Here is a 25,169-nt window from a genome sequence, read left to right as displayed (position 1 = left end):
CCATGCAGGAGCTCGCAGCTCGGTTGGGAGAGCCAGCTGTGAGGGTCGAAACCGAATCCGCGCTGCTCCAGTTGCTGCGCTCGCGCAAGCTTGAGGCCGAGGTTGTCGAGGTACTGTGCATCTTTTGGATGGCGGCGAAGGGGCTCGGCTACTCCCCCACTGCAGAACTGGCAGAGAGCATTCTGAAACCCTCCCCCCTCTCAGACCTGCTGGTGACGAGTTGTGGACTGTCGATTCAAGCCAACAATGCGAGCCTGAAAGAAGTGCCGGAGGACTTCGAGATACCGGATGACTTCAACGGCGTACAAGGCGTGGACTTGCCCAGGATCTTCCGGACTTCCATGAGCAGGCTCGAAGCCTATTCCGGACTTCCATTCGTCCGGCAGATGGCCTTTGAATGGACGGAGAACCGAGCTGCTTACCCAGATGCCCCGTACCAAGGTGATGCAGGGCACTTCATACGGCCGCTGGGAGATGGCTTCATCGGCCAGCTTTCCACGCGCACCGCTCTTCGCGCCATTTCCGCCTACCTTCGTACGATGGCGGTGGCCAAACACTTCTGGAAGATGCCGCCGGAATTGGCGGATCAGGAATCTCTTTTAGCACTACCGCTCCATCCGACTCTAGCTCTGCTTAAACCAGGGCGTCCAGACTGGTTCCCGGAACCAACTGACTTCGACGGCGATACCGAAGCGACCGAAACATCATTTCGTACCCTCCTTGCCCGCGTGGCGGCAGCACGTCATGGCGACGAACTAATCGCCTTCAACTCGCCAGTCGTGATGTCCATGGAACGGTGTGTGGAGGTGTCCCTGGTACGGTGGTCACAGGTCACTGGCGGCAACATTGACGATGCGGACTTGGCGGCTCACCTTGAGTCCTTCTGGACACGCAGGCAAGCGCTTTCCAGCAAAACTCCGGAACCACTCAGCACAACGACCCTCGTAGTTCCACCGACACTCGAACAACTGGTGGACAAAGCTTGTAAAGCTTGGCCGCTGGCCGGCACGCTCGACTTCGACCGGATGGGTTACCTCCAGCATGATCTGTATCCATCACGGCTCTTCTTTCCGACGATGTCTGGTTTGCATGAGGTTGAGATCACGCTTCGTGACGGACAGCTAGAGGTAGAGGTAGAAAATCAGGTCGTCGCTGATCTTTGCTACTGGAACGCAGGGTGGGGACCGGCTCGACCAAGACAACTTCGTGGAAATTGTGGGACGGCACTCATCTCACGCGGGAAAGCGTATCGCGAGAGTATAGGCGCTGAAAGCAGGTCGCTGCGTGCGTTTTATCTATGGCAGATACGTACGCTGCAACGAAGCGGTAGCTTTGACGAGTTCAGCGAGACATTAGCTACAGGCACCATATATGTTTAGCTCGGTCCTCAGCGGTGAGGTGGCGATAGCTATAAGTCATGGTAACTGATGGATAAGGTGTTGCACTTGGAACTGGAGATCGCCCCCTCATAGCCCGGAATCTCCCAATCATCTTCGAAGTACCTAAGCACCCAGCCGTAGCCCTCTTCTGGAGGGCACGGATCGATCTTGAAGCTATATCGCGGCATTTCCGTCTCCTACGCTCAAACCAGGTTCCAACGTTTGCGACTACCGTAGGCCAGTGCCATCACGCGCTCGTTAACCTCCCATACTTTGTCCTGAAGCTGTTTGATGCTGATTTCTCCCTGACTTTGGTCCTTGATACGCATGCGGGGTAAGCCCAGCCGAGTACCGCCCGAGTTTTCAATCACGTCAGTCAGTGAAAGAGAGGCCTGGATCAGGGCCGAGAGCTCTTCCTCGTTCATGACTGGCTGGCGTAGCAGCGTGGCCCGAATCAGTGCCGAAGCCCAGCGAGTGCGATTTGGGAACCCCTCATAGGCGGCTCGCTCTGCGATCAACTCCTGCTCCTGGCGAGTCAGTCGAATCGATAACTTGCAGGACTTGGGGCCCCGCATCATGTCTCGCCCTTCTTCGGCGATGCTCTCCCCACAGGCGCGCTGAATCATCTCCCGTAGTACGTCTGACTCCGAACGGCCAGATGCTTCACAAAGGCGCTGCCAGGCTTCCTTCTCGACTAGTGTCAGCCTGGTCTTGACCACTGCTGTTTCTGTCATTTCGTCATCCTTCATCACGTGCTGCCCTTCGAATCTGGTACCAAATGCCAGCACGCTGTCGGCAACGGCTGACACTTCGCGAATCCTGCCCTAGCTCAAAAAACACTCATGGATTTCGTACGCACGAAATTTTGACTCTGGCAGTGCCCTCTCTCGCGCTCTTTTTCGTACGGACGAAAATGGGTTCAGGGATGCGCTAGGCCACTCCCTTAGTAATACGCACGGACTTGTCTCAAGCTTCTCGGACTTGCCTCGTTAGAACTACTTCGTTTCGTGCGCACGAAAAGCTGCATGCCCTTCCGGCTGCGTTGTCGTCCCCAATCTGCAGGGCTTCGCCATTAGTAATACGGACGGACCTGTCTCAAACATGCTCGTCGCCTGGGGCTGATAGGGAGGCTTCGCCATTAGTAATAGGGGAGGCACTTGTCTCATATTCAAGGGCCTCTCCCCGCTCGCGCCGGCGTCTGGCCATCTCAGCTTTCATCCACTGCCCGGCGGCGCGCATCTCGGCTCGCAGTTCCTCGATCTCCCCGGGTGTCAAACGCCGGTAGCTCATGAGGTCTCGTTCTGAGATGGATCACGTCGGAGCTCGGGATATATCGCTGCGCGCCATCGCCACTGGAGCATGCAAACGGCAATACCAGCCACACAGACAAACAGGGTACGAGCAGCCTCGCCATCGCCAGCAAGGGCGGCGCTGGCCAAACCAGGCAGTTCAGGGAGCAATGCCACGGACAACAGGATACCGACCACTAGTAACAGGCCCGAGATGACCAGCCCCATTCCACGCTTTAACCGCGTCCATCGGACGCGCCAGGTATCTAACCACTTGATATTGGTATTCATGACTTAGCCTCCTGTGATCGCGTTGCCAGCACCGAAGCGCTTCTGGTAGGCACGATAGGCAGACTTGGCGCCACGGTAAGGAGAGGTTGCCGCACTGCCTGCTAATCGTGCATCGCGTTGTACGCCGCGATACTGACGGCGTATTGCTGAGGGGCGCATCGCGGACATAGCAGAGCCCAGAGCACCCTGAGTTGCCACTGCCACACCGCCGCCCAATGCAGAAGCAATGGCCGGAACCTGCTTCAGCACAAGGATGCCAAGGGCGAAAAAAGCAATCAGATAGGCGCTTGTGGTCATACTGGCCATGCTGCTTGCCGACGACTCCACGATGTTCATGAACGCCTCGCTGACATCGATGACCATGCGCCCAATGGCTGAACCCAAAACCAGTAGCATGCCGAAATTGATCACCATGCCCAGCCAGCTCTCGAAGAAACGTTGCGTGGTGTTAAACAGCAGACCGATGATGAAGAGCGGACCAATCGCCAGCAGAACCGTCGTTGCCACCTTGCTGACCAGTAGGAGAAACGCCACTACGATGGCAACACCACCACCAAACACCATGATCAGAATTGCCACCAGATACATGCCGAAATCACCACTCATGACTCCCGCTTTATTCCAGGCCTGATCAGCTACGGCGAGAACGCGGGAGAACAGGCTGTCCAAAATGGCCGCTGCGCCTCCATTGGACCCCGTGATGACTGCTGCTACCTTTTCCGGGCCGTGAAGCCAGCACGTCCACCACGACGCCCATATAGGTACCGACCGTCAGCCCCAAAGTCATGATGAAGCCGATGCGAAGGATGCGAAAGACGCCCTCCTGCAAGGGCTCACTGACCTTGCCAAACATCATCAAATAGCCCCAGATGGCGATCCAGACGATCAACATGCTGGTGAACATCGGAGTGATGTAGGCGATGAGGTCGGTAGCCGTGTTGATGATGTACCGGTCCAGTGCCTGATCAATGACGGAGAACATGCCTTCAAACAGGTTCATGAGTCCTCCTTGCTCTTGAGGCTAGACAGGTCGAGCTCGAAGGGCTCACCGCTAGACAGTGCCCTTTCTGCCTGGAGTGCATTAATGCAATTCGGTGTCCCCTGGAGTTCACCAGGGTTGTTGCCACACGTCTCCAGTGTCACCTTGCGCTTGTCGTCATGCACTTTGTACCAGTCCACGGTCTGAACCGGGCCAGTATCCGGGGTGTCATCGAAACACCCGGTCAGCGCAACGCTGACCAGAACCACAACGGCAATATTTCGTGCGCACGAAATTTTCCTGGCACCCATAAGGCCTCCTTACCAATCAAGTTCGAAAGGTTCCCCTGATGACGCGACGCGCATCTGCTGAACCCGCTGAGCGTGAAGCGCTTGGTTGGCCTCGGCCTGAGAGCGGAGCATGGTCAGCTTGGCCATTTCGTTTTGCAGCATGACTTCCTCGGCACCGATACGAGCCTGGAGGTCCAGAACGTCTTTCTGGTCCGGGCTGTTGTTGACCTCAGCCACCAAGCCGCTCAGCTCGCTGAAACGCTCCTGAGCCTGTTTCAGGGACTTTTGGGACTGGCCAAGCCAGTTCGCCGCGTTCTGGTTGCCGCTGTCGTACAAGTCCGCCACGTCACCTGACAGGCCGTGTTCGTTCGCTCCCCTGATGCCGGCATCATTCAGTACCTGGTTAGGATCGACGGTCACGGCGGGGTCATAGGCCGAGTCGATGACATTGCCCAGGCCTCGGACGCCGCTCATGCTGTCCAACTCCTTGTTGGCCGTTTCGAGCTGGCTTTTCAGTTGCTCGATTTGGTTAAGCATGTGCTGGACCTGCAAAATCTGCTGGGTCAGGTTCGACACGTCGATAACGGGAATCCCACCTGCCATGGCTGGCTGCGATAGACCGATGGTGGCCGCGAGAGCGACACCAGCGATTTTTCGTGCGCACGAAATGTTGTTGCTCATGATCATTCTTCCTTTTGAGGGTTATGCCGGGTCGCCTTGGCCTCCAAACGCCGTTTCGTCCTCTTGAGCGTGAGCGACCGTTTTTCAAAATCCAGACTTTTCAAGTCGATGGACTCCATCACCTCTTTCATCTCTTCGATGCAGGTAAAGAAGTCTTCAGGAAGGGCTTCCAAGCCTTCGGTGAGAAAATCGCAAGCGTAGCCGGCAATGATCATCAGAGTTCGAATCTCACTCTGGATGGCGTGTTGTTCGACCGCGTGTGATCGGTATAGCCGTGGCAGGCCACTGTCGGTGTAGGCGGGTGTGATACCCTGTCTGTTAGCCATGTATGCCTCCTATGCAGGCAGTCGTGGTTAGGCGCGGTCGGGGCCATCACCCCCGTTCCGCGCCGCTTGAATTCTATGTGCGAAGGGTTCTGCGCATTTCTTCTACTGCAGGAGCTCCAACCTTGTCGCTGCCGTAGTTTCTGGCTATGAGATCTGCTCTTTGCTGGCCCAGCAACTCAGCCATCTCGGCCCGCGTTAATTTTGGTTCGGCCCCAGGATGACTCTCGACCTTGGCCGCCTCGTTTTTATTTCTTGATGTACTCTGTGTTGTATTCTCTGTAATAGATTTGCCCTTTGGTCGAATCAAGGTTTGACCATCCTGATCACCAGATTGGCCAGAAGGGATAGTAGAATCGACCAAAGGGAAAAACTGGGAATTACAACCACTTCCAGAAGAGCCTTCGTCGAGCTGGTCCGTCAAAAGCTCAAGCAGGCGCTCACAGTTCACTCGATACCAAATCTTTGCAGGAACATCTCTCCTCTCTTCCTCAAGAACGCCAATTTCCACTAGCGATTTTCTAGCATTGGCCTGCTGTTTCGGTGTTAATCCAGTTTCTGATTCCCAGCTATCTTCGCCTCGCTGATTTTTATAGAACCATCCATTACGTGCTTTCGTCTTTGAGTTACGACTCCAGTAAAATGCTTGACTGAGAAAAACTGCACCAGGAACCGAAACACCAGGTAGAAGTGTGAATGCGGTATAATAGGCAATCACCCTACCCAGAATTTCCTGCACTACCGATGGATTAACACGCGCCATATTCAGAAGGCTCCAAATTAAGGGCGTCTTTGACTTGGAGCGTCCGGAAATAGACACGGCGCCCCACCTTCACCATCGTCGGCTTCAGCTTTCGAGAGACCTCAGTATCTGAATAAAGAGAAACCCGCACGCCATCAGGCGAACGGCCGAGGAGATCCGCCAGGTCTGATATACTCATCAGTAGGCCGAACCTTTCAATAAGATAATCTTCGACTTTCATGGCTAGCACCTCATCAATCACACATCGACGTAATCAATGCTAACCAAGTAAAATCAAAGCTCAAGCGAACGTTTTTTGCACAGTAATCAAGATGCTAAACATTGATCATCAAAGTGTATTAATTTGAAGAAACAACGCTCACGATAAATAAAGAATTACAATAACTTATAGGATTAACGAAATTTTACAATTTCTTTTCGGCGAAACTAATTCGACCACAGCGGGGAAATAAGAATAATAATAACATTATTATTCTTATTATTAGAGAGACTAGCGGACTGGCGAACGGTGGCTTGCATCAGTTGCTTACAGCCACCGCCAAGTCTAATACAACTCTTTATGTATTTCTTCTTGTACCTCTATAAGCAACTTCAATCTCCTCTTGCAGCTTTCTCGATCGCTAGTGATAAACCTTGCCAATATTGAGGTAATTTTTCTCGAACGCTGTGTGAGAACCTGATGGCGAGATTCAATATTACGAAGATGATTAAGCTTGAGATCTTTTATCATATTCTCAGCCTCAGCTTCTCGCCCTGAGCCATCTACGACAATGTAAACGGGCCCCGGTTCTTTGCGTACACAAGCTGCTATATCATCATAATATGGGTGGGGCCAACGAAACCTTCCTAATCCGGGATAAAGATATCGAGCTTCTCTAATAGAAGAGTCTCCAAGATCCCGCGTTCCTTTCTCCATATTACATGAATGGCAGCTTAGTATTAGATTGGTTGCAGTGAAGGCATGCCGACGATAATAGCCTCGAGATTTGTCTAGAAAATGCTCGATATCTTCCAAGGTGTTTCTTCTTTCAACAACAATAATTCTTTGGCAATAAGGACATATCTCATTTTGCTCTTCCCGCAGAATATCTCTTGTTAGCTTTTTTACATCAGATAGAGAGCGGTGCCCCCACTCAATATCACCCCTTAAGTACTTCTGAATAGAATCACGATATTCCTTCCTATTCAAAACCACTCTGATTATAGGTTTTAAACTAGCCACTTTAGAACCCCAGAATTGTTCCAATGATTTTCACCAAGGGATCATCTTGAGACAGATCCAAGTCGAGGCTCTCAAGCAACCTTCTTTTTTCTCTAAACTCTTGGCTATCTTGTTCATTCTCTGTAATGAGCTTCAAGCACGAACTTACTAAAACCGCAACCTCAGGCGATCTTGCAGAAAAAAGATGGAATTGATCACGCAATACAGCATCACTTGTCTTCCCATAAAGCTTTACTCGTGACCAACTTTGCCCTGAAGGAAAATCACATAAATATGAACCCTCATTACGTATACTGCTAGCAATCAAGGGAGAATGCGTAGCTATTAACATGGTTGTATTTGAGTGCAACCTGGTTGTAATACTAACCAAATCTCTTACAATGTTTGACTGCCACGAGGGGTGAAGGGAATTTTCTGGCTCATCATAAAACAATATGGAATTCTTTTCAGAGCAAAACAAGCACCCTAAAAGGGTTAAAATATATTGCTTTTCTCCCGAACTAAGCTCAGCAAGGCCATACCACTTACCATTTCTTGAAAACAAAATATCAGAGAGAAGAATATTCCCGTTAGCGATATGCTCTTCGAATAAATTGAAATATCTAATCGAATCGCCCAGAGAATGGAACTCTACTTCTAACTCTGAACCAATCGCATCGATAGCATCACTTTTCTTCCCCTTACCGTATCTAAACTTAAGGACCATCCTCCCCTCAAAGGAGACCTTTTCAAAAACCTCAAATAACAAAGAGATATTATCATATACAACATGCTTAGGATCCAGAATATAATTTACCAAGGTTCGAAATGGCGAAATATCAGACACCATATTGTTATTGACTTTATTTCCAAGATAGACTGCGGCATCACTCTTGCTCTTCCCCATGTATATAGACCGGGGATATTTGTCATGCATTGTCCCAGATAAACATATCATTCGATCGAATTGTGAGCCATCGCCATTTAATGCCTTTGCAATACTTTCTGATGCATATTTAAAGAACCTAGACTTTCCTGTACCATTCTTTCCTGTGACGACATGGACCCCTCCTGCCCGAAGAGAACTCAACAGACTCCCATAAACTTTTTCTTGTGCTTTTAATCCCATTCAAACCCTCACTATTAAAAAGACAATAAACTAAATCCTGAAGGACCACCAAATATCACACAATAAACTAAGGAAATAAAGAAATTAAAATATAAAAAGAACACCGAACTCACAAATAACTATAAATATATTACACATGATTTATCCCATCTAGCTTTACCCCGCCTTATTCACGAAGACGCTGACTGGGCGGCGTGAAGAGGCTGGCTGGCGGCGTCGCTCATCAGGATCGGCCTCTCCGACGCGAGAGGCCGCTGAGTAATGCCCGAACATGGCTTTCTTCCCGGTTTCTTATAGCTCTTGGGAATCCATTGCGACCGTCAAAGCAGCCGTGACCGCCGGCCGCTGCAGCGGTCGCTCGATTTCAGGTCCTGAAGCCGTCTCGCCGGGCGTCAACTCAGCGCCGTCAGCTTCGGCAGCCCCTTCAGCAACGTCGGCCACCACTTATCGGCGGCGGCACCCAGATGAAGGGTGATCCGCCGGGCATGCAGCTTCAGTGTGGCGGCGACCTTAAGCACCTGCTCGCGCATCCGACTCAGGCTCCAGCCTTGCCGAGTCTGCCGCTCCAGCAGGCAACGCAGACCATGCAGGACCTGGTAAGCATAGAGGCTGAGTAGCAGGCTCACCTCGTTACGCGCCATCACGTCCTGAACCGTGGAGGCGCCACGATCCGTCGACGAGAGGTGTACGTCGAGCGCTGATTTCACCTCGCCCATGTGCGCTTCGGCGCTACCGCGCTTGCGGTACAGTGCCAGGACCTTCTCCGGCGGCCAGTCGAACTTGTTGAGGTTGGTGACCAGGAAGAAGGCATGCAACAGCAGGTCATCGGGTCGCTCTTGCACGACCAGTACCACGCGCCGTGGTTCAGGCCAGGTGCCGGCCTGGTACTCCAGGTCATGACACCATTCCCGTGGCTGCTCGGGCGGCCGACCTCGGGGCCGCTTCAGGTACGGCGCCGCCAGTGTCTGCAGCCCCGTGTGACTGCGCAGCCGGCCCAGGTACTCGATGCCGCGATCTTCCAACGCCTCCAGCGTGTCGTTGTCGGTGAACCCGGCGTCGATACGCACCCGAACCTGGGCGCCGGTGCTTTCGTTGAGCCGCTTCACCAGGTGCGGGATCCAGGTATCGGCGTTCTCGGCCGGGCCGGCGTTGCCTTCGCGTAGTAGGCCGCCCACCATGTCACCGGTTTCGGCCAGCGAGGCGACCAGCGGCGAGTAGATGCGGACCCCGTAAAGGCCATGATAGGCCGAGCCACCTTGGTGACCGTGGACCTCGATCGGCAGGCCGTCGATGTCGAGGGTCAACTGCTTGGGTCGCTCGCCGTTCTTCAGCGAGGTCAGGCGCCAGACTACCAGTCGCAGCAGGCCTTCATGCACGGCATCGATGTTGTCGTTGCGTCCAAGGCAAGTCAGCAGCCGCGACAGCGTGGCTTGAGACGGCCGGTCCTGGGCCAGTGGCGTCATTCCACGCGCATCGCTGCAGGCCAGCTGCCAGAGGGGATCACGCCGCAACGTGTCGGTATCGCTGAGGTCGATCCAGCCCATCGCGCGCTGCAGCACCAGGGTTCGCAGCTGGCTGGCCAGCGAGTGGCGGATGCGTAGCGGGTGGCGTTGATCGACCAGATTGTCTTCGAGCGCCTCGATCACACCGCTGTTGTCGAGGGCTTCACGCAGCAGCAGAGCGCCGCTGTCACTGGTGGTGCGGTGGCCGCTCAGCTCGACACGGACGGAGCCGTTGCACGAGGGCGTCCAGGTAGATAGGCTTTCACCCATAGCGGATGGCTCTCTTGGTTCAGGTTCTTGGCGGAACACATTGAATTTTCAAGAGAATACCATCCGCTATCTTCGTTTTCAGGCCGGCCTCATGAATAGGCCGGGTTTACTACTAAATCTTCAGCCCTCAAATGCGTATACCGCCGCAGCATTTGCATGGACTTGTGCCCGCTGATCGCCGCCACTTCCTGGTCAGACAGACCGGCCTCAACCAACCGACTGACGGCCTCATGGCGTAAGTCGTGAAAGCGGAAGTCATCGAGTCCCGCCTGCTTCTTCGCTTGGTTCCAGAGCTTGGTGTAGGCATAGGGGCCGCGCTTGCCATCCTTTCCAGGCTCGCCGAAGAACACCAGGTCGCAGTCGAGCGGGCGCACCGGGTTGTTCAGCGCCTGCTTGAACACCTCGGTGGCGGCCTGAGTCAGCGGCACCAAGCGGGCTTCGTTGTTCTTGGTGTCTGTGAGGCGCACCACGCGGCGTTTCACGTCGACCTGGGAGCGAGTGAGGGTCAGGATCTCTGAGGAGCGCATGCCCGTCTCCAGGGCGATTCTTGCGATCCAGGCCAACATGGGATTGCTGTGCTGCCGTAGCACGGCGAACAGGCGCTTCTCCTCGTCGGCGCTCAGGCGTCGGTCGCGCCCTTCTCCAGGGCTGGGTTTGCGGATGTTTTGGACGGGGTTGTAGGTCAGGCCCAGCCCCCATTCCTGGATGGCCACGGTGTAGAGATGGCCGAGCAAGGCGAGCTCCAGGCGCACGGTATTGGCGCTGATAGGCTGGCCACGATGGCCAATGCTGTTCAGGCGGGTGTCACGGAAGTTGGCAATCAGCTCCGGCGTCAGGGCCGCTAGGGAGTACTTGCCCAAGTGCTCGATCAGCGTGCTGGCCTTGTGGCGCTCGCTCTTTTGGGTGCTGGGCTTCTTGGTGGGTGTGACGTCGGCCAGGTAGCGCTTGAGGGCTGCTTCGAGCGTCATGCGCTCCGAAGCGCTGCGCTGGATATAGACACCGCGCACCATTTCGTCTTCGGTGCGGCGTGCCCAGTCCTGGGCGTCTCGTTTGGTGCGGAAGGTCTTGGCGGTGGTGGGCCAGCCGGTCTTGCGGATGACGGCTTTCCAGCTACCGGCAGGGGTCTTGACGATGGTGGCCATGGAAGTCTCCAGGGGGCTGAAGGATCGGCACTGTACCGAAACTGTACCCTTGGACCATGGGACTCACCAGGCAAAATTCGTAAGACACTGATTTCATTGGTGGGCCCAGCTGGACTCGAACCAGCGACCAAGGGATTATGAGTCCCCTGCTCTAACCACTGAGCTATAGGCCCATATACGGGGGCGTATCATACCGGACGAAGGAAACCGAGACCAGACTTCCGCTGTCAAAATCGCGTTGGATTGTTTACACCTCGCCGGGCGTCCCGGCGACCGGACAGGAGTTTGCCTATGTGGCATCACAGTTGTCGTTGGGCCGCGATATGGGGGTTGGCGTGTTTCAGCGTCGCGTTGCCGGTACAGGCGCAGTGGGCGCTGGCGCCGTCAGCTTCCCAGGTGGGGGTGACAATCACCGAACGTACCGCGACGGAGTCGATACCTCACCAGCACCGGCTGCGCGGGCTTGCCGGCGAGGTAGACGATGACGGCACGCTGCGCTTGCCGCTGCGGCTTAACCAGCTCGACGTGCTGGATCGCTTTGACGAGCTGCCGCCCTGGCTTGCAGGGTTGGCGGATAGGCCACTGGTAACGCTGACGGCAAGCGTGGACACGAGCCGTCTGGACGCCCTGACGCCGGGTAGCGAGCTGGTGGAGAGCGTGATGTTTCACGCCAAAGGGCAGCAGGCGCCGGTACGGCTGCGCTTCAGCCGGCTGGATGAAGAAAGCATTCGCGTGACCCAGGCCGAGCCGCTGTCGCTGGACGCCCGGGAAGTCCGCGATGACCCGGTGGGGCGCAGCGTGCTGGCCCTGCTGGGCTACGACAATATACGCAACGCCATTCCCGTGACCCTGGATGCGCGGCTGGTGCGCGCCGTCGGGTCGCCCGCTCAGCCCTGACGCTCAGCCTTGAACATAGGGCCCGGTGGCCGGCGGGCAGTCGTCTGCGCTACGCGCACCGGCCAAAAACCGTTAACCGGGTCTTGTGACAGGGTCGCGGCATCTATGTATAATAAACGATAATACTGCTTACGTATTGCACGCCTTTTTTCATTATGGTGCACGGCACCAGGCGGGCTGTTCCGGAGGATCCCGGGGCAGCACGCTTGGGTCGTGCCTTTATATGAGGGCGTGTTTTCTTTTCACCAACCAGGCATCGCTGATGGACGACACACAAAACGTCAAGATTAAGGTGCGCGGGTTAAGCAAGGTTTTTGGCAAACACCCCAAAAGAGCCTTGGAGCTGCGTGATCAAGGCTTGGGACGTACCGATATCCTCGATAAGACCGGCCAAACGCTGGCACTTTCCAACATCGATTTCGACGTGTATGAAGGGGAGCTGCTGGTCATTATGGGGCTTTCAGGCTCGGGCAAATCGACCTTGATTCGCTGCCTCAACCGCCTGATTGATATCACCGAAGGGGAAGTCGTCATTGACGACGAAAACATCCCCAAGCTTAGCGACAAGGCGCTGCTGGAATGCCGCCGCCGACACTTCTCCATGGTATTCCAGAACTTTGCCCTGTTCCCCCACCGCACGGTGCAGAAAAACGCCGAATTTGGCCTGGAAATCCGCGGCATCAGCAAAAACAAGCGGTTTAAGCTGGCGCGGGATTCTCTGCATCAGGTTGGGCTTGACGGCTGGGAAGATGCCTACCCCAATCAGCTTTCCGGCGGCATGCAGCAGCGTGTCGGCCTTGCCCGGGCGCTGGCCAACGACGCCAGCGTCCTGCTCATGGACGAGGCCTTCTCGGCGCTCGACCCGCTGATCCGCAAGGACATGCAGCAAGAGCTGATGCAGCTGCAGGCCGAAACCCAGAAAACCACGGTGTTCATTACCCACGACCTCGACGAGGCGCTCAACATCGGGGATCGCATCGTGCTGCTCAAGGGCGGCGAGATCGTCCAGATCGGCACCCCCGAAGAGATCCTGACCAAGCCGGCCGATGACTATGTGCGCCGCTTCATCGAAGGCGTGGACATGTCGCGCATCCTCACCGCGGAAAGCGCCATGCGCCGGGTACGCTCCACCGCTCGCAGTACCGACGGGCCGCGCACGGCGCTCCACAAGATGCGTGAAAACAGCATTGATTCCATCTACGTGACCGGCCGTAACCGTAAGCTGCTCGGCCTGCTCGAGGTCGATGCGGCAAGCCAGGCTGCCGACCAGGGCGCCGACACCATCGCCGACTACATGACCCAGGACTTCCGCAGCGTCACGCCCGACGAGCCAATGCAGAACCTGTTTGCCTTGTTCACCGAGAAAAGCTTTCCCATCGCCGTGGTAGACGACGAGCAGCGCCTGCTGGGCGTTGTGGTGAAAGGTGCCGTCCTGGATGAACTCGCACGGACAGGAGATCAATGATGGATATCGTACGCATTCCCCTCGGGGACTGGATCGAAGGCGGCCTGGACTGGCTGACCAGCGAATATTCCGTGGTCACCCGGAGCATTTCCCGGGTGACGCAAACCGGCATCGACGGCCTGAACGATGCGCTGATGTGGCTCCCCGAATGGGGACTCATGGCGATTGTCGTGCTGCTGTGCTGGCGGGCCTCTTCCATCCGCCTGGGCATCGGCGCCGCTGTCGGCCTGGCGCTGATCTGGAACATGGGCCTCTGGTTTCCGATGATCGAAACGCTGACGCTGGTGGTTATCGCCACCCTGGTCGCGGTGGTCATCGCGCTGCCGGTGGGGATCGCCGCGGCGCTTTCCGAGCGGCTTTACCGAGCGATCATGCCGGTGCTGGACTTCATGCAGACCATGCCGGCGTTTGTCTATCTGATCCCGGCGATTCCGTTTTTCGGCATCGGCTCGGTCTCGGCCATCTTCGCCACGGTGATTTTCTCCATGCCGCCGGCCATCCGCTTTACCACCCTGGGGATTCGCCAGGTGCCGGTGGACCTGATCGAAGCCGCCGACGCCTACGGCGCGACCCGCGGCCAGAAGCTGTTCAAGGTGCAGCTGCCGCTTTCCCTGCCGACGCTGATGGCGGGGATCAACCAGACCATCATGCTGGCGCTTTCCATGGTGGTCATCGCCGCGATGATCGGCGCTGACGGCCTGGGTAGCGAAGTCTGGCGCGCCATCCAGCGCCTGCGCCCGGGTGACGGCTTCGAAGCCGGCATTGCCGTGGTGATTCTGGCCATGCTGCTGGACCGTTTGACCCAGTCGCTGCGCCGCTAAGCTCCACCGATGGCGATGCCGCCCGGCTTGCCAAGTCGCGAGGGCTTTGCCATCCTGTACCGGAGTGATGCAGCGAAAACAGTGCTGTATCATAAAACCAGAGCGTCGCCGAGCGGCGCCTGTCTATCACCAAGGGAGCAACGCTTATGACAACATCAATGCTGACAAAACGCGTTCGCGTCACTTCGCTTGCCCTGCTCGCCGGCGCAGGCCTGGCAGCCGGCGGCACCGCCCATGCCCAGGACAAGGGCACGGTCAACCTGTCCTACGTCGAGTGGGCGTCTACCGTCGCCTCCACCGAAGTCATGAAGGTCGTGCTGGAGCAGGAAGGCTACGAGGTTGACGCCACCTCGCTGTCGGCCGCGGCCATGTGGCAATCCGTAGCCAGCGGCGATACCGACGCTTTCCTCGCCGGCTGGCTGCCCGCCACCCACGAAGACTACTACGCCAAGCTCAAGGATGAACTGGACGACCTTGGCCCCAACCTTGAAGGCGCCAAGCTTGGCATGGTGGTGCCCGAATACAGCGACGTCGACTCCATCGAAGACATGAACGACAACGTCGACAGTTTCAACGGCAAGATTACCGGCATTGATCCGGGCGCCGGCGTCATGCGTCTTACCGAAAAGACCATCGACGAATACGACCTGGACTATGACCTGGTTAGCGGCAGCGGCGCCACCATGACCGCCGCGCTCAAGGCCGCCATCGACAACGATGACGATATTGCCGTGACCGGCTGGACGCCGCACTGGATGCTCGCTCGCTGGGATCTCAAGTTCCTCGACGACCCGAAGGAAACCTACGGCGGTGCCGAAAAGATCCACACCATCGCTCGCCAGGGCCTTGAAGACGACATGCCCGGCGCCTATGCGATTCTGGACGCGTTCGAATGGTCCTCGGACGACATGAACGAGGTCATGCTGATGCAGGAAGAGGGTGATGATCCTGCGGCAGCCGCTGAAAAGTGGGTCGACGAGAACCCGGACAAGGTCGAAGAATGGCTTGACAACTAAGCTCAAGCCCTTTGATTACAGCCACGCTCCAGCGTGGCTGTTTTTATGCCTTGTCTCTGCCTCAAGCCGGCAAAGGAGTTGTGTATGTTTGATCACATCATGGTGCCGATCGACCTTAAGTACGTGGAAACCCTCGAACCGGCGCTTGCCAAGGTGGCCGATCTCGCGCGCCACTACAATGCCACCATCACCTACGTGGGCATCACTTCCAACTCGCCCAACAGCGTAGCCCGCACGCCGGAAGAATATCAGCAAAAGCTCGAAGCCTTTGCGCAGAAGCGCCATGCGGCTCACGGCCGTCCGGTGGCGGCGAAGGTCTACCGCTCCACCGACCCTATCGCCAACCTGGACGACCTGCTGCTCAAGGCCGTTGACGACGTCGGCGCGGATCTGGTCATCATGGCCACCCATCTGCCCCGCTCGCTGGATATCGTGCTTCCGGCCCACGGCGGCACCCTGGCGTCGCGCGCGTCCGCGTCGGTCTTTCTGCTGCGCCACGACCAGGGCTGAGCGGAGCAGTTTCCAGACTACCGGGTCTGCAACACTATTACCGATAAGCCCATCGTCACGCCTGGGGCGTTTTATCACGCTCTCGCATGAGGCGCCTGTGCGACTCACTTCTTGTCTACTTTGAAGGAAAACCGCTTATGGCCAACAAAGAAACGCCGGAGGCATCAGAACAGAGCGCCTCGGAAGGCATTCCCGCGCCGGAGGGCGCAGCCAATCTGATTGATACCGATTACGTGATCGGCCAGGACAACATCGCCACCAGCCGGTTCGGGGTCCCCGTCGACCTTCACAGCGTGGTCTTCACCGTATCCTCGCTGGTGATTTTGCTGTTCGTGGTGATCACCCTGGCGCTGCAGGATCAGGTAGCGCCGGTGTTCACCGGTACGTTTGACTATTTGACCGGCAACCTGAGCTGGGTGTTTCTGCTGGGCGGTAACGTTTTTGTCCTGGTGGCACTGGGGCTTGTGCTGTCGCCGCTGGGCAAGGTGCGCATCGGCGGTGCCAAAGCAACGCCCGACTTCAGCTACGCGGGCTGGTTTGCCATGCTGTTTGCCGCCGGTATGGGCATCGGCCTGATGTTCTACGGCGTGGGCGAGCCGCTGTCCCACTTCGGCACGGCGATGAGCGGCTCGGACGCAGCCCCGCTGGGCGGCGCCGAGGGCAACGCCGAGGCATCGGCGACGCTGGCCATGGCGTCAACCATCTACCACTGGGGCCTCCACCCCTGGGGGGCGTATGCCATCGTCGGCCTGTCGCTTGCCATCTTTGCCTTCAACAAGGGGCTGCCGCTGACCATGCGCTCGATTTTCTACCCGATCCTCGGGGAGCGCATCTGGGGCTGGCCGGGCCACATCATCGATACGCTGGCCGTGTTTGCCACGCTGTTCGGGCTGGCCACCTCGCTGGGGCTGGGTGCCACCCAGGCCTCCACGGGGCTTAACTACCTCTTTGATATCCCCAACACCGACACCACCATGGTGGTGCTGATCCTCGGCATTACCGCCGTGGCGCTGGGCTCGGTGATGGCCGGCGTGGACAAGGGCGTACAGCGCCTGTCCCAGCTCAACATGGCGCTTGCCTTCCTGCTATTGGTGTTCGTGATTGCCGTAGGGCCGACGCTTGCCATTGCTACCGGCTTTTTCAGCAACCTCGGCGCTTACGCGAAAAACCTGCCGGCTCTGGCCAATCCCTTCGGGCGTGAAGACTCGGCCTTTGTGCAAAGCTGGACGGCCTTCTACTGGGCCTGGTGGATTTCCTGGTCGCCCTTTGTCGGCATGTTTATCGCCCGGGTCAGCCGCGGCCGCAGCGTGCGCGAGTTCCTGATCGCGGTACTGCTGGTCCCCATGCTGGTGTCCGTTCTGTGGATGACGGCCTTTGGCGGCACGGCCATTGACCAGATCGTTACCCAGGGCATCTCCACCGTCCAGGACGCCGAGCTGGACCTGCAGCTGTTTGCCATGCTCGGCGAGCTGCCGCTGTCTGCCATTACGTCCTTCGTGGGTATCGTGCTGGTGATCGTGTTCTTCGTGACCTCGTCGGACTCCGGCTCGCTGGTCATCGACTCGATCACCGCCGGCGGCAAGGTCGACGCGCCCAAGCCCCAGCGCATGTTCTGGGCCATCATCGAAGGCGGTATTGCCATTGCGCTGCTGCTGGGTGGCGGCCTGAGCGCGCTGCAGGCGGCGTCGGTTTCAACCGGCCTGCCGTTTACCGTGGTGCTGCTGTTCGGCTGCTACGGGCTGATCAAGGCGCTGATGAGCGAGCCGCGCACCGTATAACCGGAGCACAGCGCAAGAAACGTAAAATGCAAGAAAGCAAAAAAAGGCAGCCCGAGGGCTGCCTTTTTTACGTCTGGCGTACGGGTCAGCACCACAGATCGCCCAGCGGCGTCTGCGGGTGATAATGGGTCGCCACCTGCGCCTGCAAAAGCTCGGCGGTGGCCAGGGCGTCGACCAGCGCGTGGTGCCCCTGGTAGGCGGGCAGGTGATAGCGGGCGCGGCTGGCATTCAGCCGAATGGACACCGGCGGGTGCCCCAGCCAGCGACGAAAGCGGGCCCACCGAGTCTGGCGGTACAGCCGCGCCTCGAGCGACATGGTGTCGATCATGGGAAACAGGACGCCCTCCCCCCGGCGCACGCGCACGGCAGCTTCCAGAAAGGGGCGCTCGATGTTGCGAAAATGCACCACCACGATCCGCCCGGCAAGCATCGGCAGCAGCTCGTCGATGATCGCGTCGAAATCCGGCGCGCGGGCAATTTCCGAGTGGGTGATGTGATGATGGGCGATGGACGAGGCAACCAGCGCCCGCGACGGCTTCACCACCCAATAGCGCCGCCGAGCGAGGGTAATGCGCGAAAACGTAAAGGGCACCACGCCGAGGCTGACAATGGCATGGCGGCGCTCGTCCAGGCCGGTGGTTTCCATATCAAGCGCTACCATCGGCACCTCGGAGATCGGCGTGTCCCACGACGGTAGCGGCGTGGCGAAATAGCGTTTCACGGCGGCGTCCCGGGCCTTATCGGCGCGGGCGCGCATGTAGGCGGCCCAGTCAGCCCTGACGATTTTCTGGCGCGGCCGGATAGCCGGCATTAACGCCGCTCCGTCTGCCCGCCGACCATGGGATAGCGGAACTTGAGAAACTTCTGGGCGTTGCTCAGCACCTGGAAAGCGTCTTTCAGCGTGTGGCGCTCGCTGCTTTCGACGTTTTCCGGCTCGATGTTGTTGTTCGGCTCCCGGCCTTTACCAATATCGATGGCCTGGTGGCGCAGACGCGATATGCACAAAAACTCGAAAGCATAGCGCAGCTTGTCGCTAACGCCCGAGGCCAGAAGCCGGGTCTGATGAATATCGTCAAGCCGCTCGAAGGAGTTCTGGGCGCTCGAGCCGCAGGCCAGGGCATGGATGCGAATCAGGTCCACCATGGGCGCGGTGCCGCGACGCTTGAGGTTGATGGAGTTGTTGTGCTTGCCGTCCTGCTCCATCACGAAGGTGCGGAAAAACCCCAGCGGCGGCGTGCGGTTCAGGGCGTTACGCGCCATGGCCGCGAGAAACTGCGGCGAGCGCGGCGCCTGCTCGGTCACCAGGTCCTGCAGCTCCTCGACCAGCTCCGCTTCGCCGTAGGCGCTGTCCAGATCAAAAAAGATCGAGCTGTGCAGCAGAGTTTCGGGCGTGGGCTCGCTCATCCAGCCCCGAAAATAGCCTTTCCAAACCTCCAGCGGTTGGCGCCAGCGGGCGTTGGTCGCCATGATATCGCCTTTGCAATAGGTGTAGCCGCAGGTGTCCAGCCCGTCGCTGACAAAGGTCGCCAGCCGGCGGAAGTAGTCGTCGTGCTCTTCCGGATCAAAGGCATCATCAAGCACCAGGGCGTTATCCTGATCGGTGACGATACCCTGCTCGTTGCGCGCCATGGAGCCGTTGACCATGAACGCATAGGGCACCGGCGGCGGGCCCAGCGAGTCCTCGGCAAGCTCGCACAGCCGGCGAGTGAAGCTGCGCCCGACGGTAGAAAGCGCGCTGCCAACCATCTGCGAATTGGCGCCCTCCTCTACCATGCGCACAAAGGCCGCGCGGACGTCCGGCGCCAGCCGCGCCAGCCCTTCCACGCTCAGGCGGCTGAAAATATTGCTGACCAGGTAGAGCCCGCTGTGGGTTTCGTAGCGAATGATATCGGACAAATGAACGATGCCCAGGGGCCGCCGGCGGTGAAGCACCGGCAGGTGGTGCACGTTGTTGCGCAGCATGACCAGCATGGCTTCGTAGATCGAGACGTCCGCCTGCACGCTGACCAGCACCTGCGATGCCGCATCGCCTATTGCCGTCTGTGCCGATAACCCCCGGGCGACGATGCGGGTGCGAAAGTCGGTGTTGGTCATGATGCCGCGGATCCGGCGCATTTCGCTGCCGTCGTGAAAGCAGCGCAGCGTATCCCCGGTGCACGGCTCGGTGACCAGCAGCGCCGAGGCCTGGTCTTCACTCATCTGGCGGGCGGCGTCCTGGACGCTGGTATCCACGTTGACCATGACCGGCGCGCGCGACAAAAGGCGCCGTATCCGGGTGACCATCATGTCGTTGGATTCGCGCTGCTCTTCGGCCGCGGACTCGAGCCGCGGGCGCTCCAGCTCAACAAAGTCGGCAAAGTGTTCATCGGCGTCGCACAGCTGCTGAAACACGGCATCGGGGATAAAATAGATCAGCGTGTCTTCAATGGCCCTGGCCGGAAACCGCACCACGTGATCGCGCAGCAGGTGAAAGTGGCCGAAGATGTCGCCTTCACCCAGGCGGTTGTACAAATCGCCCTGACGGCGGTAGACCTCGACCGCGCCGCTGCGTATATAGCAAAATTCGTCGACGTGGGCATTGAGCAGCAGTATATCGCTACCCGTCTTGAAGTAGCGCACCTCGATGTGACCTGCCAGCTCGTCCAGCAGCGCCTCGCTCAGCGCATCGAAGGGCGGGAACTGGCTCATGTGCTGGCGAATTTCCATCAGCTCGGCGTCCATACTGCCTCCTGAGCGTTATCGGTAGCGGCGTGGGCTTATTCTGGAACGCCTTTCGCCCCCGGTAAAGCGCGCAGCGGGCGCCCACAAAAAATCCCGGCGCAACACGCCGGGATTGTTCATGCCCTGCCAAAGGCAAAGCTTACAAGCGAGGCTGCCGGCGCGGAGGCGCCGAAGCGGGGAATGCCTCAGGACTGCCCGGCCATCTCCTGGACGCGCTGCATCATTTCGGGATCCTGCTGGATCGCCTGACCAATGGCGTTGAAGGTGTCGACGTCCAGGCCGCTGTTCTCGACGATCTGGATCATTTTCTCGTTGGCTTCAGCACGAACTTCCTGCTGTGATTCTTCGTCATCAGCCGACTGCAGACGCTCGGTATACTCCTGGGAGACAACGGCGATTTCCTGAGATGCATCGGCGAACTGCTGCAGCTGCTGATCGCTGAAGTCCTGCGCCTGCGCTTCGGCGCTGGGCGCCTGGCTCTGGGCAGTGTCCGCGGATTGCTGCGCCTGGGCGGTGCCCGCCATCAGACCGGTGGCGAATAGGGCTGCGGAGAACAAGGCAGTAAAACGTGGCATGAAATAAAACCTCATGTGATGCATGTTGAATGTGTCCCTGTGACGGCGCTTTATCGTACAGGTTCCCTCTTTCATGTTTCAAAATGTAATAAAGCCGTTTATCAACGTGCCGGACGGCGGCAGTAGCCGGCCTCCGGCCCCACTCTTTTTGGAATGATCTTCCTGAAACAATTGGCCCTGGAGCAACAAGCGACATGATCCATCCATCCCTGCGCCAGCCCGGCGCGCTTGGCCTGGCGGCCATGCCGGGGCTGTTCGTGCTGCTGTGGAGCACGGGCTTCATCGGCGCCAAGTTCGGCCTGCCCTACGCGGAACCACTCACCTTTCTGTGGCTGCGCTGCGCCTTTACGCTCCTCGTCCTGGCGCCGCTGGTGCTGGTCAGGCGCATGCCCTGGCCGTCGGGCGCGAGGCTTTGGGGGCACATTGCCGTCTCGGGGCTGCTGGTCCACGGCGCCTACCTGGGCGGGGTGTTTTACAGCATCGAGCTTGGCATGCCCGCCGGGCTCACGGCCCTGCTGGTGGGCTTGCAGCCGCTGCTGACGGCGGCCTTTGCCGGGCCGCTGCTGGGCGAACGGCTGGGCCGGCTTCAGTGGCTGGGGCTCGCTCTGGGGCTGGTCGGTATCAGCCTGGTGCTGGGCAGCAAGCTCGACTTCAGCGACTCGCTGTTTCAAGGCTTCGGCATCAAAGCGCTGGCAAGCGTCACCGTCGCCCTGCTGGGCATCTCCCTGGGCACGCTTTACCAGAAGCGCTTTTGCACGCACATGCCGCTGCTCTCCGGCGCGGTCATTCAATACCTGGCCGCGGGTGCCCTGTTCACCCTGGGAGCGGGGCTGTTCGAGACGCGCCAGGTCATCTGGACGCCCACCTTTATCCTCACCCTTGGCTGGCTGGTTCTGATTTTATCCATCGCCGCGATCCTGCTGCTGCTGGCGCTGATAAAAAAAGGCGCAGCGTCGCGGGTGGCGAGCCTGTTTTATCTGGTGCCGCCGGTTACCGCGCTGGAAGCCTGGTGGCTGTTTGACGAGCGCCTGCCCTGGCCGGGCCTTGTGGGCATGGCCATCGCCATTGGCGGCGTGGTTCTGGTAGCCCGTACCGCGCCTGCCGCCAGCAAACACACCTAACCCCCGGCAGCCGACCGTTGGGTCCACGGCCAGGGGCAAGGCACAGGCTGATACGAACGAAAACGAAGGGTTACGGCTGGGTCAGGTGCTCAAGATAGCCGGTGCCGCCGAGATTCCCCATCTGCCGGCGAATCCAGCGGCTGCGCTGCTCCACGCTTGCCGAGGGCCGGGCGGCGCTGCGCGTCAGCGGGCTTGGCAGAATGGCCGCCAGCAGGCTTGCCTGGCGGCCGTCAAGCTCGTTTGCCGGCACGCCGAAGTAGTGCTGCGCGGCGGCTTCCAGCCCGAACACGCCGCGATCCCACTCGGCGACGTTGAGATAGACGTCGAGAATGCGCTGCTTGCCCCAGAAAAGCTCGATCAGCAGGGTAAACCAGGCCTCGAAGCCCTTTCGCAGCCAGCTGCGCCCGCTCCACAGAAACACGTTCTTGGCGGTCTGCTGGCTGAGCGTGCTGGCACCGCGCAGCCGCCCGCCGTTGCCGCTGGTATCCAGCGCCCGGCGGATCTCCACGAAGTCAAAGCCGCTGTGCCGAGGAAACCGCTGGTCTTCGGCCGCAATGACGGCGATCCGCGCCGTGTCGCTCAGCGCGCTACGGCCGCGCCAGCGGTAGTCGATCGAGAGCGGCTCGCGCGCTACCCAGCTTTGCACCTTGCGCTCGACCATCACCATCGACCCCGGCAGCGGCACGACGCGAAACAGCAGCACCAGCGCCACGGAGACCAGCACAAAGGCCAGCGCCAGGCGCCATAGCAGCCGCGCCACCCGCTGCCAAAGCCGTCCGGCGGCGAGGCGCAGGCGCTCCTGCCGGCGGGGGGTGGCCCCCTGCCGGGCGGTGGATGAACGAGGCTTACCGGCTCCCTTCTGACGCCGGGAGCGGGTAGCCGGCCGGCTGGGTTTATTTATACAGGTGCTCGGCGTGGTAGCGCAGGTGGTCTTCAATGAACGAGGCAATGAAGAAGTAGCTGTGATCGTAGCCCGGCTGGCGACGCAGCGTCAGCGGATGGTCGTGCTTGGCGCACACCGCTTCCAGATTCTCGGGCTTGAGCTGCTCTTCGAGGAACTGGTCGGCCTCGCCCTGATCGATGAACAGCCGCTGGCGCGAAGCGCCGTTGGCCACCAGCTCGCAGGCGTCGTACTGGCGCCAGCTGGATACGTCCTCGCCCAGGAGGTGGGTAAAGGCCTTTTGTCCCCAGGGGCACTCCATCGGGTTGACCATCGGGGCAAACGCCGAGACCGAGCAGAAGCGGCCAGGGTGGCGCAGCGCCAGCATCAGGGCACCGTGACCGCCCATGGAATGGCCGCTGATGGACTCGCGCCCGTTCACCGGGAACTGCAGGCGGACTACCGAGGGCAGCTCTTCTACCAGGTAGTCATACATATGGTAGTGGGCTTTCCACGGCGCCTGGGTGGCGTTGATGTAAAAGCCCGCGCCCGACCCCAGGTCAAAGCTGTCGTGCTCGCCGGGAACGTTGGTGCCCCGCGGGCTGGTGTCCGGGCAGACAATGGCCACACCCAGCTCCGCCGCCATGCGGTGGGCTCCGGCTTTCTCCATGAAGTTCTGGTCGTTGCAGGTCAGCCCCGACAGCCACCACAAAAGCGGCACCCGCTCGTCCTCGGCCTGGGGCGGCAGATAGACGGCGAAGATCATGTCGCAATCAAGCGCCCTCGAGTAGTGGCGATAGCGCTTGTGCCAGCCGCCAAAACTACGATTTTCCGACACTAACTCCAAGGTTTCACTCATGCTCATGGCAGGCTCCTGTTGATACCTGGCGCAGCGATGCGCAAAGCGCGGCACGCGGCCGCGCGAATGGAACTGACGCTTGTTGCCAAGCGCGGGTGACGTTAGCCGTCACGCTCAATAGTGCAGCACGGTGCGAATACTTTCACCGGCGTGCAGCAGGTCAAAGGCTTCGTTGATTTTCGCAAACGGCATGTTGTGGGTAACGAAATCGTCGATGTTGATTTCGCCCTTCATGTACTGGTCGACATAGCCGGGAAGCTCGGTGCGCCCCTTGACGCCGCCAAACGCCGAGCCTTTCCAGACACGGCCGGTCACCAGCTGGAACGGCCGCGTGGCAACTTCTTCGCCGGCGCCGGCGACGCCGATGATGATCGACTCGCCCCAGCCCTTGTGGCAGCACTCAAGCGCCGAGCGCATGACGTTGACGTTGCCGATGCATTCAAAGGAGTAGTCCACGCCGCCGTCGGTCAGATCGACAATGACTTCCTGGATCGAGTCGTTGTAGTCCTTGGGATTGACGAAGTCGGTGGCGCCGAACTGCTCGGCCAGCTTGAACTTCTCCGGGTTGACGTCGATGGCGATGATACGGCTGGCCTTGGCCATCAGCGCGCCCTGAATCACCGCCAGGCCGATGGCGCCGAGGCCGAACACCGCTACCGTCGCACCGGGCTCGACCTTGGCCGTGTTCATCACCGCGCCGATGCCGGTGGTCACGCCGCAGCCCAGCAGGCAGATCTTGTCCATCGGCGCTTCCCTGGACACCACCGCGAGCGACACTTCGGGCAGCACGGTATATTCGCTGAAGGTGGAGCAGCCCATGTAGTGGTGAAGCTTCTTGCCGTCCAGCGAGAAGCGCGAGGTGCCGTCGGGCATCACGCCCTTGCCCTGGGTAGCGCGCACCGCGCCGCACAGGTTGGTCTTGCCCGACAGGCAGAACTTGCACTTACCGCACTCGGCGGTATACAGCGGAATGACGTGGTCGCCGGGCTTGACGCTGCTGACCCCGGGGCCAACGTCTTCGACAACGCCCGCGCCTTCGTGGCCCAGCACCGCCGGGAAGTTGCCTTCCGGGTCGGCGCCGGACAGCGTGTAAGCGTCAGTGTGGCACACGCTGGTAGCCACCAGCCGCACCAGCACCTCGCCTTCCTTCGGCCCTTCCACATCAATCTCGGCAAGCTCCAGCGGCTTGCCGGCTTCCAGCGCCACGGCAGCACGTGATTTCATTATCTGTCTCCTTGTCGAGGGTACCGCCACGACCTCCGAGGTCGGGCATTGGCACCTGATATC

Annotated in this window: 27 protein-coding genes and 1 tRNA gene; 8 read left to right on the top strand and 20 right to left on the bottom strand. The window is 59.0% G+C overall.

The window, feature by feature from the left end; genetic code table 11:
- Positions 1-2 precede the first annotated feature (2 nt).
- On the top strand, positions 3-1,379 hold the full coding sequence (locus ACZ46Y_RS04200) for a hypothetical protein (RefSeq protein WP_311957279.1): 1,377 nt from the start codon (positions 3-5) through the stop codon (positions 1,377-1,379).
- 203 nt (positions 1,380-1,582) lie between these two features.
- On the opposite strand, the gene ACZ46Y_RS04195 is transcribed toward ACZ46Y_RS04200, so the two are convergent.
- From ACZ46Y_RS04195 to ACZ46Y_RS04130, 14 genes are all read right to left on the bottom strand, one after another.
- Positions 1,583-2,188 carry a hypothetical protein gene (locus ACZ46Y_RS04195; RefSeq protein WP_311957280.1) on the bottom strand — a complete coding sequence of 202 codons (606 nt, stop codon included), beginning with the start codon at positions 2,186-2,188 and terminating at the stop codon, positions 1,583-1,585.
- 477 nt (positions 2,189-2,665) lie between these two features.
- Positions 2,666-2,959: a hypothetical protein gene (locus ACZ46Y_RS04190; RefSeq protein WP_311957281.1), complete on the bottom strand. Its 294-nt coding sequence runs from the start codon at positions 2,957-2,959 to the stop codon at positions 2,666-2,668.
- A gap of 3 nt (positions 2,960-2,962) precedes the next feature.
- The gene (locus ACZ46Y_RS04185; RefSeq protein ID WP_311957292.1) at positions 2,963-3,661 is read right to left on the bottom strand and encodes a type IV secretion system protein; all 699 of its coding nucleotides are present in this window, start codon (positions 3,659-3,661) and stop codon (positions 2,963-2,965) included.
- Positions 3,591-3,959 carry a type IV secretion system protein gene (locus ACZ46Y_RS04180; RefSeq protein WP_311957282.1) on the bottom strand — a complete coding sequence of 123 codons (369 nt, stop codon included), beginning with the start codon at positions 3,957-3,959 and terminating at the stop codon, positions 3,591-3,593. The genes ACZ46Y_RS04185 and ACZ46Y_RS04180 overlap by 71 nt, the downstream gene beginning before the upstream one ends.
- The gene (locus tag ACZ46Y_RS04175; protein WP_311957284.1) at positions 3,956-4,249 is read right to left on the bottom strand and encodes an EexN family lipoprotein; all 294 of its coding nucleotides are present in this window, start codon (positions 4,247-4,249) and stop codon (positions 3,956-3,958) included. Before ACZ46Y_RS04175 ends, ACZ46Y_RS04180 begins: the two co-directional genes overlap by 4 nt.
- 9 nt (positions 4,250-4,258) lie before the next feature.
- Complete coding sequence (locus tag ACZ46Y_RS04170) at positions 4,259-4,909, bottom strand: type IV secretion system protein (protein WP_311957285.1); 651 nt, start codon at positions 4,907-4,909, stop codon at positions 4,259-4,261.
- A gap of 2 nt (positions 4,910-4,911) precedes the next feature.
- Positions 4,912-5,235, bottom strand: coding sequence for a hypothetical protein (locus tag ACZ46Y_RS04165; protein ID WP_311957286.1), 324 nt, complete (start codon positions 5,233-5,235; stop codon positions 4,912-4,914).
- 73 nt (positions 5,236-5,308) lie between these two features.
- The gene (locus ACZ46Y_RS04160) at positions 5,309-5,995 is read right to left on the bottom strand and encodes a hypothetical protein (protein ID WP_311957287.1); all 687 of its coding nucleotides are present in this window, start codon (positions 5,993-5,995) and stop codon (positions 5,309-5,311) included.
- On the bottom strand, positions 5,982-6,215 hold the full coding sequence (locus ACZ46Y_RS04155) for a plasmid-related protein (RefSeq protein WP_089726948.1): 234 nt from the start codon (positions 6,213-6,215) through the stop codon (positions 5,982-5,984). The genes ACZ46Y_RS04160 and ACZ46Y_RS04155 overlap by 14 nt, the downstream gene beginning before the upstream one ends.
- Before the next feature lie 324 nt (positions 6,216-6,539).
- Positions 6,540-7,241, bottom strand: a complete 702-nt coding sequence (locus ACZ46Y_RS04150) for an HNH endonuclease family protein (protein ID WP_311957290.1) — start codon at positions 7,239-7,241, stop codon at positions 6,540-6,542.
- Positions 7,219-8,325 (bottom strand): AAA family ATPase, encoded by a 1,107-nt coding sequence (locus tag ACZ46Y_RS04145; RefSeq protein WP_311957291.1) that lies wholly within the window; start codon positions 8,323-8,325, stop codon positions 7,219-7,221. Before ACZ46Y_RS04145 ends, ACZ46Y_RS04150 begins: the two co-directional genes overlap by 23 nt.
- Before the next feature lie 392 nt (positions 8,326-8,717).
- Positions 8,718-10,097 carry an IS1380 family transposase gene (locus tag ACZ46Y_RS04140; protein ID WP_376717491.1) on the bottom strand — a complete coding sequence of 460 codons (1,380 nt, stop codon included), beginning with the start codon at positions 10,095-10,097 and terminating at the stop codon, positions 8,718-8,720.
- An 89-nt stretch (positions 10,098-10,186) separates the two neighbouring features.
- Positions 10,187-11,239 (bottom strand): tyrosine-type recombinase/integrase, encoded by a 1,053-nt coding sequence (locus ACZ46Y_RS04135; protein ID WP_311955562.1) that lies wholly within the window; start codon positions 11,237-11,239, stop codon positions 10,187-10,189.
- Positions 11,240-11,336: 97 nt separating this feature from the next.
- Positions 11,337-11,412 (bottom strand) — tRNA-Ile (locus ACZ46Y_RS04130).
- Between the two features lie 229 nt (positions 11,413-11,641).
- Between ACZ46Y_RS04130 and ACZ46Y_RS04125 the strand changes: the two genes are divergently transcribed.
- The 6 genes from ACZ46Y_RS04125 to ACZ46Y_RS04100 all read left to right on the top strand — a co-directional run bounded on the left by ACZ46Y_RS04125 (position 11,642) and on the right by ACZ46Y_RS04100 (position 17,726).
- Positions 11,642-12,136 (top strand): hypothetical protein, encoded by a 495-nt coding sequence (locus ACZ46Y_RS04125; RefSeq protein ID WP_464380073.1) that lies wholly within the window; start codon positions 11,642-11,644, stop codon positions 12,134-12,136.
- Between the two features lie 262 nt (positions 12,137-12,398).
- Positions 12,399-13,601: a quaternary amine ABC transporter ATP-binding protein gene (locus tag ACZ46Y_RS04120; protein WP_311955560.1), complete on the top strand. Its 1,203-nt coding sequence runs from the start codon at positions 12,399-12,401 to the stop codon at positions 13,599-13,601.
- The gene (locus ACZ46Y_RS04115) at positions 13,601-14,422 is read left to right on the top strand and encodes an ABC transporter permease (RefSeq protein WP_311955568.1); all 822 of its coding nucleotides are present in this window, start codon (positions 13,601-13,603) and stop codon (positions 14,420-14,422) included. Before ACZ46Y_RS04120 ends, ACZ46Y_RS04115 begins: the two co-directional genes overlap by 1 nt.
- 146 nt (positions 14,423-14,568) lie before the next feature.
- Positions 14,569-15,438: a glycine betaine ABC transporter substrate-binding protein gene (locus ACZ46Y_RS04110; RefSeq protein ID WP_311955559.1), complete on the top strand. Its 870-nt coding sequence runs from the start codon at positions 14,569-14,571 to the stop codon at positions 15,436-15,438.
- 84 nt (positions 15,439-15,522) lie between these two features.
- Complete coding sequence (locus tag ACZ46Y_RS04105) at positions 15,523-15,948, top strand: universal stress protein (RefSeq protein WP_311955557.1); 426 nt, start codon at positions 15,523-15,525, stop codon at positions 15,946-15,948.
- 137 nt (positions 15,949-16,085) lie between these two features.
- A complete protein-coding gene (locus tag ACZ46Y_RS04100) occupies positions 16,086-17,726 on the top strand; it encodes a BCCT family transporter (protein ID WP_311955555.1) in 1,641 nt (546 codons plus the stop codon).
- An 85-nt stretch (positions 17,727-17,811) separates the two neighbouring features.
- On the opposite strand, the gene ACZ46Y_RS04095 is transcribed toward ACZ46Y_RS04100, so the two are convergent.
- The 3 genes from ACZ46Y_RS04095 to ACZ46Y_RS04085 all read right to left on the bottom strand — a co-directional run bounded on the left by ACZ46Y_RS04095 (position 17,812) and on the right by ACZ46Y_RS04085 (position 21,022).
- The gene (locus ACZ46Y_RS04095) at positions 17,812-18,537 is read right to left on the bottom strand and encodes a 3'-5' exonuclease (protein WP_311955554.1); all 726 of its coding nucleotides are present in this window, start codon (positions 18,535-18,537) and stop codon (positions 17,812-17,814) included.
- Positions 18,537-20,447 (bottom strand): DUF294 nucleotidyltransferase-like domain-containing protein, encoded by a 1,911-nt coding sequence (locus ACZ46Y_RS04090; protein ID WP_311955553.1) that lies wholly within the window; start codon positions 20,445-20,447, stop codon positions 18,537-18,539. The genes ACZ46Y_RS04095 and ACZ46Y_RS04090 overlap by 1 nt, the downstream gene beginning before the upstream one ends.
- Before the next feature lie 185 nt (positions 20,448-20,632).
- Positions 20,633-21,022 (bottom strand): DUF4168 domain-containing protein, encoded by a 390-nt coding sequence (locus ACZ46Y_RS04085; RefSeq protein ID WP_311955551.1) that lies wholly within the window; start codon positions 21,020-21,022, stop codon positions 20,633-20,635.
- A gap of 194 nt (positions 21,023-21,216) precedes the next feature.
- Here ACZ46Y_RS04085 and ACZ46Y_RS04080 point away from each other — a divergent pair, with 194 nt between their 5' ends.
- Positions 21,217-22,143: a DMT family transporter gene (locus tag ACZ46Y_RS04080; RefSeq protein WP_311955550.1), complete on the top strand. Its 927-nt coding sequence runs from the start codon at positions 21,217-21,219 to the stop codon at positions 22,141-22,143.
- Positions 22,144-22,213: 70 nt separating this feature from the next.
- On the opposite strand, the gene mtgA is transcribed toward ACZ46Y_RS04080, so the two are convergent.
- From mtgA to ACZ46Y_RS04065, 3 genes are all read right to left on the bottom strand, one after another.
- Positions 22,214-22,903 (bottom strand): monofunctional biosynthetic peptidoglycan transglycosylase, encoded by a 690-nt coding sequence (gene mtgA / locus ACZ46Y_RS04075; protein WP_311955548.1) that lies wholly within the window; start codon positions 22,901-22,903, stop codon positions 22,214-22,216.
- A 133-nt stretch (positions 22,904-23,036) separates the two neighbouring features.
- A complete protein-coding gene (gene fghA / locus ACZ46Y_RS04070) occupies positions 23,037-23,888 on the bottom strand; it encodes an S-formylglutathione hydrolase (RefSeq protein WP_311955547.1) in 852 nt (283 codons plus the stop codon).
- A gap of 108 nt (positions 23,889-23,996) precedes the next feature.
- On the bottom strand, positions 23,997-25,106 hold the full coding sequence (locus ACZ46Y_RS04065; protein ID WP_311955546.1) for an S-(hydroxymethyl)glutathione dehydrogenase/class III alcohol dehydrogenase: 1,110 nt from the start codon (positions 25,104-25,106) through the stop codon (positions 23,997-23,999).
- Positions 25,107-25,169: the final 63 nt, after the last annotated feature.

It is taken from the genome of Halomonas garicola (genome assembly GCF_055382465.1).
This window is presented reverse-complemented; position numbering and strand designations above follow the sequence as displayed.